This is a genomic window from Halomonas sp. (genome assembly GCF_052095695.1).
Taxonomy (GTDB): domain Bacteria; phylum Pseudomonadota; class Gammaproteobacteria; order Pseudomonadales; family Halomonadaceae; genus Vreelandella.
Map to the genome: position 1 here is coordinate 1 of NZ_JBQDLQ010000109.1, position 9,826 is coordinate 9,826.

Sequence of the window (9,826 nt, forward strand, 5' to 3'; positions counted from 1 at the left end):
GGCAAACCGGAGCAGGGAAGGAGTCGACGCAATTAACCGCCAAGCTTTACCCAAATCCGTTATTCAACCCAAGTTTAAAGGTGGCACTTTATACCAGAGCACTTGATTAGCAGCAAGCGAAACCGACCCGAAAGGCTAAAAAACAGCCTTTTTACTCATCAAACTTAGCAAAATAAGGATACCGCCATTTTCTACACGGCGAATTCTCAGAGACTAAGAACGATGTATCAATTGAGCTTATAGCCAGCCACGCTCGGCAAAAGAGACCACGTCTCCATCCCCCACCACGAAATGATCCAGCACGCGCACGTCAAACAGTGCGAGAGCATATTTTAAACGTTCTGTGATACGTCGGTCAGCATCGCTTGGCTCTGCCACGCCAGAAGGGTGGTTGTGAGCCAGGATAACGGCGCCAGCGCTAAGGTCTAATGCGCGCTTGGCAACTTCGCGGGGGTAAACAGATGCGCTGTCTAGAGTACCGCGAAACAGCGATTCATAGCGAATAATTCGGTGCTGAGTATCTAAAAAAAGCACCGCAAATTCCTCATGCCCTAAATGGCGCAGCTGTGAAGTCAAATAGTGACGTACCAAGGCCGGTGACGTTAGCGCATTGCCGCGTGCCAACTGGCTAGCTAAATGGCGTCGCGACAACTCAAGCGTCGCTTGAAGCTGGGCATACTTAGCACTGCCCAATCCATGCGCGGCGCAAAAGCTTGCCTGATTAGCCTCTAGCAGCGGCCGCAAGCCGCCAAAGCTGCTGAGCAGGTCTCGCGCCAAATCAACCGCCGAGCGCCCCTGCACGCCAACGCGCAGGAAAATCGCCAGTAGCTCTGCGTCTGAAAGCGCCTGAGCGCCGTTAGTTAATAATTTTTCTCTGGGCCGCTCACCTTCCGGCCAGTGATTGATTCCCATTGAATCTTCCCGCATTACTGATTGTTGTGCGTATTAATGCTTTGTACATTGAAAACAGCTTGCGCGTGGCTGGCCTCATTAAACCTAGCTTAACCTTGTTTACCCCTAACATGCCAAATCGCGATGCCAATGGTATGGTAAGCCTCCTCTCGAACGCTGACGTGGATCACTGCTCATGGCTTCTGGTACTTCAATAAGCACGCCTGACAAGGCGTCGACGCTCACGGGAAAGCGCGTGCTGCTAGGGGTTAGCGCGGGTATCGCGGCCTATAAAAGCGCTCTTTTGGTGCGCTTGCTTAAGCAGGCAGGCTGCGAGGTACGCGTGGTGATGACCAGCGGGGCACAAGCATTTATTACGCCACTAACGCTGCAGGCGCTTTCTGGCGAGCCTGTGCGCACCTCCTTGCTCGACCCTGAGGCCGAAGCGGGCATGGGGCATATTGAGCTAGCACGCTGGGCAGATGTCGTGCTGATTGCACCAGCAACCGCCGACTTGATCGCACGCCTAGTACACGGCATGGCTGACGACTTGCTCACTACGCTGTGCTTAGCATCTGATGCGCCTAAACTCATAGCCCCGGCGATGAACCAAGCCATGTGGCACCACCCCGCCACACAGCGCAACGTAGCGCAGCTGGAAAGCGATAACTGGCAGCTGATAGGCCCCGCTGCCGGCGACCAAGCCTGTGGCGATGTCGGTCCTGGCCGCATGAGCGAGCCTGACGCGATTTTCAGCGCGATTGTCGAACTATTTATGGCATCTCGCGCCGCGCCGCGCCCTGCAGCTAGCGCTCCTCATATCGTCATTACGGCGGGCCCTACCCGTGAGCCGCTCGACCCCGTGCGCTACCTCTCCAATCACAGCTCGGGGAAAATGGGCTTCGCGCTGGCCGCCGCGGCGGCGCTTGAAGGCGCCAACGTGACGTTAATCAGCGGGCCCGTTGCGCTACCCACACCGAAAGGCGTCACTCGCATTGACGTAGAGTCTGCCGAACAGATGCACGCTGAGGCCGAGCGACTAGCGCCCCAGGCCGCGCTGTTTATCGGCTGTGCCGCCGTCGCTGACTATCGCGCTGCGGCCCCTGCCGAGCACAAGCTCAAGAAACAGGAAACGGGTGATACGCTTACCCTGACCCTGGTGAAAAATCCTGACATTATCGCCAGCGTCGCGACCCTGCCCGCTGAGCAGCGTCCGCTTGTGGTCGGCTTTGCTGCCGAAACCCAGGACATCGAGCGCTACGCACGCGACAAGCTACAGCGCAAAGGGCTGGACATGATCGTCGCTAATGACGTTTCTTTAGCCGATCTTGGCTTTGGCAGCGACCAGAACGCTGCCTGGATACTGTGGCGCACGCCGCAAGGCGTTGAAAGTCGATCAGAAGCGCCGCAGCCAAAAACACAGCTGGCTGGCACCATTATTCGCCAAGCGCTCGCCCTGCTCGCGGCAAAAATAGCCGAAACCCCATCTAATACCGCCCCTGGAGACACCTTATGACCGCCCGCCCTCGGCTACAGTGCAAACTACTGGATGAGCGACTCAACGACTATTTGCCAACGTATGCCACGGAAGGCTCCGCAGGCATGGATCTTCGAGCCCTGCTGGATGAGCCGCTAACGTTAGTCCCCGGCGAATGTCAGCTCGTGCGCACCGGCATTGCCATCTATATTGAAGACCCTTCCCTTGCGGGCATGATTCTGCCGCGCTCGGGGCTAGGGCATAAGCACGGCATCGTACTGGGTAATTTGGTCGGCTTAATCGACTCTGATTATCAGGGTGAGCTGATGATATCTGTCTGGAACCGTGGCCAAAGTGCATTTACGCTAGCGCCCTTTGATCGCTTGGCACAGTATGTGCTCGTGCCCGTTGTGCAAGCCGAGCTCTCTCTTGTAGACGCTTTTGAAGATTCATCACGCGGCAGCGCAGGGTTTGGCAGCACCGGCAGCCAGTAGCCGCTGACGGATAACGTCGCGATGAGCAACGCATGTTGGTTTAGCTGGGAAGCCTAATGAACACACAGACCGTACCCGCCTCGATTTTTCGCGCCTACGACATTCGCGGCATTGTTGACGACACGCTGACAGAAAGCACGGTCGAGATGATTGGCCGTGCCGTGGGCTCTGAAGCGGCCGCATGCGGAGAGTCGACGGTGGTGGTGGCTCGCGACGGGCGTCTTTCCGGCGCGCGGCTGCAAGCGGCCTTAATACGCGGCCTAAACGCTGCAGGGCGCAACGTCATCGACATCGGCATGGTGCCCACCCCGGTGCTTTACTTTGCTACCCACCTGCTAGAGGGTACCCAGTCGGGCGTCATGGTGACCGGCAGCCACAATCCGCCGGACTATAATGGCTTTAAAATTGTGCTGGGCGGCGAGACGCTTTCCGGCGATGCCATCACTGCCTTGTTCGAGCGCATCCAGTCGGGCGCACTAGTAGAGGGCCAAGGCAGTCTCACGCAGCAAGATATTCGCGAAACGTACTTAGCGCGTATTTTAGGCGATGTTCGCCTCAGCAGGCCGCTAAAAGCCGTTGTCGACTGCGGCAACGGCGTCGCCGGAGAGCTGGGGCCACAGCTGCTGTCGCGCCTAGGCGTGGAGACGATTCCATTGTTTGCCGAGATCGACGGCAACTTTCCCAATCACCACCCCGACCCTGGCAAGCCGGAAAACATGCAAGACCTGATACGCAAGGTTCGCGAAACCAACGCGGATATTGGCCTTGCCTTCGATGGTGACGGTGATCGTCTAGGCGTTGTGACGCCTCACGGCCAGCTTGTTTTTCCCGATCATCTACTGATGCTATTTGCCACCGACATGCTCACTCGCCAGCCCGGCGCCAAGGTCATTTTTGACATTAAGTCCACGGGCAACCTGGTGAAAGTGATCAGCGAAGCAGGCGGCGAACCGGAAATGTGGCGCACCGGCCACTCGCTGATCAAGGCGCGCATGAAAGCAACGGGCGCGCTGCTGGCAGGTGAAATGAGTGGGCATATTTTTTTCCAAGAGCGCTGGTATGGTTTTGACGATGGTCTTTATGCCGCCGCTCGACTGGTTGAGATTTTAGCTAACCAATCCAACGACGCTGATACGCTCTTCGCACAATTCCCCCAGGACGTGAGCACCCCGGAAATTAACATTGCGGTGACCGACGCTAACAAATTTTCTATCGTGGATAAGCTTGCTCGAGAGGGCGACTTCGGCGAAGGTATCAAAACCACGCTGGACGGCATCCGCGTCGACTATGCCGATGGCTGGGGGCTGTGCCGTGCCTCTAACACCACGCCTGCACTGGTGATGCGCTTTGAAGGCAAAGACGATGCCGCCCTAGCGCGCATTAAAACTGTTTTTAACACTGCGTTATTACGCGCCGCGCCAGAGCTCAAGCTCGCCATTGAGGAACACTAGGCGCCGAAGGGATCGTGTGCACCAAGAAAGCATGACCCTTATCACTACATCAGCACACATGTGATCAGCATAAAAACGTTCGCAAGGGACAACATAATGAGTTCAGCCAGTAGCGACCCCCAGGTCGTTGTGGAAGTGCTTTCCGAAGCGCTTCCCTATATCCAGCAGTTTTCCGGCAAAACCGTCGTGGTCAAATACGGCGGTAATGCGATGACTGAAAGCACCCTGATTGACTCCTTCGCACGCGATATCGTGTTAATGAAGGAGGTTGGCATCAATCCTGTGGTGGTACACGGTGGCGGCCCGCAAATTGGCGATCTGCTGAAAAAGCTCAACATTGAGTCACGCTTTGTGAACGGCATGCGTGTCACCGACTCGCAAACCATGGACGTCGTTGAGATGGTTCTAGGCGGCCTGGTCAATAAAAGCATCGTCAACCTCATCAACCAGAGCGGCGGCAAGGCGATAGGCTTAACGGGTAAAGACGGCGCACAAATTCGTGCCCGCCAGCTCAAAGTTGAGCACCAAAGCCCCGAAATGACCGTACCTGAAATTATCGACATTGGTCACGTAGGGGAAGTCGAGTCGATCTCAACCGAGCTAATCGAGATGCTCGCGGCTCGCGACTTTATTCCGGTGATTGCCCCCATCGGCGTTGATGCAAAAGGCCACAGCTACAACATTAATGCCGACTTAGTGGCCGGCAAGATTGCCGAAGCCCTTAATGCCGAAAAATTAATGCTGCTCACCAATGTGGCCGGTTTAATGAACACCGAAGGCGAAGTACTTACTGGATTAACCACTTCCCAGGTAGATGCCCTAATCGCCGATGGCACGATTTATGGCGGCATGCTGCCCAAAATCCGCTGCGCTCTTGATGCCGTTAAAGGCGGCGTGAACAGCGCGCATATTATTGATGGCCGCGTTCCCCACGCAGTGTTGCTAGAAATCTTCACCAATGCTGGGGTAGGCACTCAAATAATGGACGCGTACTAATCGCGACGGAGAGCACTTTATGAGTGATGACCAAAAGCCTCGCCGTCGCGAGCAAATTCTTCAGGCGCTGGCATTGATGCTTGAAGAGGACAGCGGAAAACGTATTACCACGGCGGCCCTGGCGCGCCAGGTGGGAGTATCCGAAGCGGCACTCTATCGGCACTTTCCTAGCAAAGCGCGCATGTTTGAGGGGCTAATCGACTTTATTGAAGAAAGTATTTTTGCCCGGATTACGCGCATTTTAGAAGACGCACCCGATGCCACCACGCGCTGCGGCACCATCCTTGCGCTGCTACTAGGCTTTGCTGAAAAGAACCCTGGTCTTGCTCGCGTGATGGGAGGCGACGTGCTTACTGGCGAAACCGCGCGGCTGCGCCAGCGCGTCAATCAGCTGTTTGAGCGCCTAGAGACGCAGCTAAAGCAGATTCTACGCGAGGCAGAGCTTCGCGAAGGACTGCGGCCCACCATTCCAGCCCCGGCCGCCGCGAACTTGCTAACAGCCCAGGCAGAAGGACGCATTTCACAGTACGTGCGCAGTGACTTTAAACGCCTGCCGACCGAGCACTGGGAAGATCAGTGGTCATTGCTTTCGGCTCATTTGCTACGCGCCGTCGCACTCCCCGCCTAAACCCACGGGGGCGCGGGCCTTGACCCATAAAGCTTACCCATAAAAAAACCGGCCCTGCTTTTAAACAGGGCCGGTTTTTGTATTACACATACCATACTGCAACTTACGATATAACTGCGTACGGTATTTAAACTTACGTTATTGAAACCTAACTATGCAGCAATGGAATCTTCACCCATTTTCAAGCGTAGCTTTTTCATGGCATTTTTCTCAAGCTGACGAATACGCTCTGCACTCACGCCGTAAACGTCGGCCAAATCATGCAGCGTTTCTTTATTCTCAGCTAACCAGCGGCGCTGCAAGATGTCTCGCGAGCGCTCGTCCAGCCCTTCCAACGCCAGCTGCAAACGACGCGTGGAGTCTTCTTCGAAATTGCTATCTTCCAGCTGTGTTGCCGGGTCTGACGCAGCATCATCTAAAAAATGCACCGGCGCTTGGTAAGAACTGTCATCATCGTCGCTCGGCGAGCCGTCAAACCCTGCATCGTAAGAAGAAAGGCGGCCTTCCATATCGCGCACAATTTCAGGCTTAACGTCGAGATCTTTAGCGATAGCGGCAACTTCGTCGTTGTTCAACCACGCCAGGCGCTTCTTGGCGCTGCGCAAATTGAAAAACAGCTTACGCTGAGCCTTCGTCGTGGCGATTTTCACAATGCGCCAGTTACGCAGTACAAATTCATGTATTTCAGCTTTAATCCAGTGCACCGCAAAAGAAACCAGCCGAACACCGTGGTTGGGATCAAAGCGCTTGACGGCTTTCATCAAGCCAACGTTACCTTCTTGAATTAAATCCGCTTGCGGCAACCCATAACCTGAATAACTGCGCGCAATGTGTACAACAAAGCGCAAATGCGACATAACTAAACGCCGAGCGGCTTCCAAATCGCCTTCATCGTGCAAACGATAGGCAAGCTCACGCTCTTCATCAGCCGTTAATACCGAAATACCATTGACCGCGCGGATATAGCCGCCAAGGTCGCCGCCGGGTGAAAGCTGCCCCACCGGTAGAAGACTAGTGCTCATGTGCAGGTGGTCTCCCCTGTAAAACATCGTGGTTGACGTAGCACGCCTTAATTAACTTATACATTCAGACACGATTGTGTGGATAAGGTTCAAAGCCTTTACCACCCAACGGCATCATCTTGGGCGAATACTTGAGAGATGGCGAGTCACCGCCAGCCAAGCGCCCAACCAGCCTAGTAGTGTACTGCAGGATAGCAGAATTGTAGAGCCCATCACATCAAGTTGAGGCAATGAGAAACTCGCGCCGTAGCTTGCGGCCAGTGCCGCCACCGGCAGTGATAGCCAATGATTGCCCACGCCGAGTAGCCCCAGTGCTAACAGCCCGCCACCGACACCGTACCAAGCACCACTATATAAAAATGGCCGCCGAACAAAAGCATGAGTAGCGCCAATCAGCATGACAACTTCAATTTCTCGGCGGCGGCTTTCTACTGACAAGCGAATAGTATTACCCACCACCAGCAGCACCCCTAGACCGAACAGCGCACCTAGCGCCAGGGCTACTCGCCGGCCAAGCTCGGCTAAGTTTCTGAGCCGCTCGACCCAGGCTAAATCGACCCGCACCTCATCAACACCCGAAAGCGCTTCAAGCGTGTTAGCCAACTGCTGCATGGCCGCTGGGTCAACGCTTTCTGGTCGCACTACAATGCTAATCGGCAGCGGATTATCGTCCAGGCCAGCCAGCGCATCATCAAGCCCCAGCGCCTGCTGAAATTCCACCATGCCCTGGTCCGCACTGATCAACTGCGTCTCAAGCACGCTACCTTCTGCGTTGACAGCTTCCTCAATCCGCAAAGCCTGCGCGTCATCCGCGGCCAACGCTAGATACATCGTTAGCGTTGCGCTCTCATCAAGCTCCGCATCTAACAGGCGCGCGCTATCTAAGGTTAGCCAGAGTGCGGCCGGCAGCACCAGCGCAATGGCAATGGCCAGCATGGTCAGAAGATTACCAACCGGATAGCGCACCAGGCGATAGAAGCTGTCTCCTGCCATGCTGCGATGGTGGCGACCCCAGGCCCTCAGGCGGCTTGAAAACCGCGCCTGATGCGATCTGGCACCTCGCTGCGAAGGTTTATTACCAGGCGCTTTAGTGGGTGGCCTGCGCGGCTTTTTTAACGCCGCTCCTTGGCGGCGCCTGGGAGTAGCCGATGGCTTCATAGCGCCCCCTCGTCGCCTACGAGACGACCGTCACTCAAGCGCAGAATGCGATGCCGCAGCCGGGCAATCAGAGCCAGGTCGTGGCTAGCAATCATGACGGTGGTGCCGATGCGATTAAAATCCTCGAACAGCGCCATGATATCCGCCGAAAGTTGGGGGTCTAAATTACCCGTTGGCTCGTCCGCTAGCAGCAGCGCGGGCTTATTTACCACGGCGCGGGCAATGCCTACCCGCTGCTGCTCACCGCCAGACAGCTCTATCGGCAACGCTTTTTCACGGTGTAATAGACCCACCTTATCGAGCGCCGCACGCACGCGACGCGCGGTTTCTCGGGATTCAATCCCTTGGATATCCAGCGGCAGCGAGACGTTGTGAAAAATACTGCGGTCAAAAAGCAGCTGATGGTCTTGAAAGACGACGCCAATTTGGCGGCGATAAAACGGCACCTGGCTGGCATGCAGCTGGGCAATATCGTGACCGGCCACGATGACACGCCCGCGACTGGGCTTTTCAAGACGCATGATTAAGCGCAACAGCGAGCTCTTACCCGCGCCGGAATGGCCGGTAAGAAATACCATTTCACCTCGACCGACACGAAAATTGAGGTGCGCTAGCGCTTCAAAACGGCCGCCATAACGCTTTCCCACATGCTCAAAAGCAATCATGCGCTGGCATCATCCTCTTGACGATCAAACAGCGCATACACAAAATCACTGGCCTCAAAGGGGCGAAGATCATCAATGCCCTCCCCCACGCCAATAAAACGAATCGGCGTCCCTAACTGCTTAGCCAGCGCAAAAATAATGCCGCCCTTCGCGGTGCCATCCAGCTTGGTCAAGGTGATACCGCTGATAGGCACGGCATCGTTAAAGGTACTGGCCTGAGAAATAGCGTTTTGCCCGGTTCCCGCATCGAGTACTAGCATCACCTCATGAGGGGCGCTGGTATCTAGCTTCTGCATCACCCGGTGGACTTTTTTCAGCTCTTCCATCAGGTGGCTTTTGTTATGTAGCCGGCCGGCGGTGTCGGCAATCAGCACATCGACACCGCGTGCTTTGGCAGCAGCTACCGCGTCATAAATAACCGAGGCGCTATCGGCACCGGTATGCTGAGCAATCACCGGCACGCGATTACGGCCGCCCCATACTTTTAGCTGTTCAACGGCGGCGGCGCGGAAGGTATCGCCAGCCGCCAGCATGACGCTTTTACCTTCACGCTGAAAACGCTGAGTCAGCTTACCTATAGTGGTCGTTTTACCCACGCCGTTAACGCCGACGACTAAAATAACAAACGGCCCGTTGCCCTCTTGATCGCGCGAGCGCTTTTCAATCACAAGAGGTTTGGCGACTGGCTCCAGCATAGTGGTCAGCTCTTCTTGCAAACCACGGTAGAGTGCTTCTGGATTATTAAGCTCTTTGCGCGAGACGCGCGTTTCCAGACGCCCAATGATCTCCGTCGTTGCTTCAATGCCGACATCGGCCAGCAACAGCTGCGTTTCTAAGTCTTCTAATAGCTCGTCATCAATCTGTTTTTTACCTAAGAACAGATCGGCGATGCCGTCGGTCAAATTGGCGCGGGTTTTGCCCAGACCTGATTTAATCCGCGCAAACCAGCCTTTTTTGTCACTTTTCTCCGCCCCTGGCTTTTCCTGCAAAACAGCAGGGGGAGCAATTGGCGCGGGCGTCGGCTCTGGCTCTGGCTCTGGCTCT

General features: G+C 55.6%; 10 protein-coding genes. 5 read left to right on the forward strand and 5 right to left on the reverse strand.

Translation table 11 applies throughout. From position 1 onward, the window contains the following. Positions 1-237: 237 nt before the first annotated feature. Positions 238-912, reverse strand: a complete 675-nt coding sequence (radC, locus tag ACTH5D_RS15880; RefSeq protein ID WP_441672923.1) for a RadC family protein — start codon at positions 910-912, stop codon at positions 238-240. A 175-nt stretch (positions 913-1,087) separates the two neighbouring features. Between radC and coaBC the strand changes: the two genes are divergently transcribed. The 5 genes from coaBC to slmA all read left to right on the forward strand — a co-directional run bounded on the left by coaBC (position 1,088) and on the right by slmA (position 5,937). After that, complete coding sequence (coaBC, locus tag ACTH5D_RS15885; RefSeq protein WP_441672925.1) at positions 1,088-2,407, forward strand: bifunctional phosphopantothenoylcysteine decarboxylase/phosphopantothenate--cysteine ligase CoaBC; 1,320 nt, start codon at positions 1,088-1,090, stop codon at positions 2,405-2,407. After that, positions 2,404-2,862: a dUTP diphosphatase gene (gene dut / locus ACTH5D_RS15890; protein WP_441672927.1), complete on the forward strand. Its 459-nt coding sequence runs from the start codon at positions 2,404-2,406 to the stop codon at positions 2,860-2,862. The genes coaBC and dut overlap by 4 nt, the downstream gene beginning before the upstream one ends. A 56-nt stretch (positions 2,863-2,918) precedes the next feature. Next, positions 2,919-4,313, forward strand: coding sequence for a phosphomannomutase/phosphoglucomutase (locus tag ACTH5D_RS15895; RefSeq protein ID WP_441672929.1), 1,395 nt, complete (start codon positions 2,919-2,921; stop codon positions 4,311-4,313). A gap of 96 nt (positions 4,314-4,409) precedes the next feature. Further along, complete coding sequence (gene argB / locus ACTH5D_RS15900) at positions 4,410-5,309, forward strand: acetylglutamate kinase (RefSeq protein WP_441672931.1); 900 nt, start codon at positions 4,410-4,412, stop codon at positions 5,307-5,309. 19 nt (positions 5,310-5,328) lie between these two features. After that, complete coding sequence (slmA, locus tag ACTH5D_RS15905) at positions 5,329-5,937, forward strand: nucleoid occlusion factor SlmA (RefSeq protein ID WP_441672933.1); 609 nt, start codon at positions 5,329-5,331, stop codon at positions 5,935-5,937. Positions 5,938-6,089: 152 nt separating this feature from the next. Here slmA and rpoH read toward each other — a convergent pair whose 3' ends face one another. The 4 genes from rpoH to ftsY all read right to left on the reverse strand — a co-directional run. Beyond that, entirely contained in the window at positions 6,090-6,959 is an 870-nt protein-coding gene (rpoH, locus tag ACTH5D_RS15910) for an RNA polymerase sigma factor RpoH (protein ID WP_441672935.1), read from the reverse strand. Between the two features lie 114 nt (positions 6,960-7,073). Continuing rightward, positions 7,074-8,117 (reverse strand): permease-like cell division protein FtsX, encoded by a 1,044-nt coding sequence (ftsX, locus tag ACTH5D_RS15915; RefSeq protein WP_441672937.1) that lies wholly within the window; start codon positions 8,115-8,117, stop codon positions 7,074-7,076. Further along, entirely contained in the window at positions 8,114-8,782 is a 669-nt protein-coding gene (gene ftsE / locus ACTH5D_RS15920) for a cell division ATP-binding protein FtsE (protein ID WP_441672939.1), read from the reverse strand. The genes ftsX and ftsE overlap by 4 nt, the downstream gene beginning before the upstream one ends. Beyond that, on the reverse strand, positions 8,779-9,826 hold a 1,048-nt coding region (ftsY, locus tag ACTH5D_RS15925; protein ID WP_441672941.1), incomplete at its 5' end, for a signal recognition particle-docking protein FtsY. The genes ftsY and ftsE, both read right to left, overlap by 4 nt.

Excerpts from the sequence above, each read along its gene's own strand:
- coaBC (WP_441672925.1), top strand. The coding sequence starts at position 1,088 with ATGGCTTCTGGTACTTCAATAAGCACGCCTGACAAGGCGTCGACGCTC.
- ftsX (WP_441672937.1), bottom strand. The coding sequence starts at position 8,117 with ATGAAGCCATCGGCTACTCCCAGGCGCCGCCAAGGAGCGGCGTTAAAA.
- ftsE (WP_441672939.1), bottom strand. The coding sequence starts at position 8,782 with ATGATTGCTTTTGAGCATGTGGGAAAGCGTTATGGCGGCCGTTTTGAA.
- slmA (WP_441672933.1), top strand. The coding sequence starts at position 5,329 with ATGAGTGATGACCAAAAGCCTCGCCGTCGCGAGCAAATTCTTCAGGCG.
- radC (WP_441672923.1), bottom strand. The coding sequence starts at position 912 with ATGGGAATCAATCACTGGCCGGAAGGTGAGCGGCCCAGAGAAAAATTA.
- ACTH5D_RS15895 (WP_441672929.1), top strand. The coding sequence starts at position 2,919 with ATGAACACACAGACCGTACCCGCCTCGATTTTTCGCGCCTACGACATT.
- argB (WP_441672931.1), top strand. The coding sequence starts at position 4,410 with ATGAGTTCAGCCAGTAGCGACCCCCAGGTCGTTGTGGAAGTGCTTTCC.
- rpoH (WP_441672935.1), bottom strand. The coding sequence starts at position 6,959 with ATGAGCACTAGTCTTCTACCGGTGGGGCAGCTTTCACCCGGCGGCGAC.
- dut (WP_441672927.1), top strand. The coding sequence starts at position 2,404 with ATGACCGCCCGCCCTCGGCTACAGTGCAAACTACTGGATGAGCGACTC.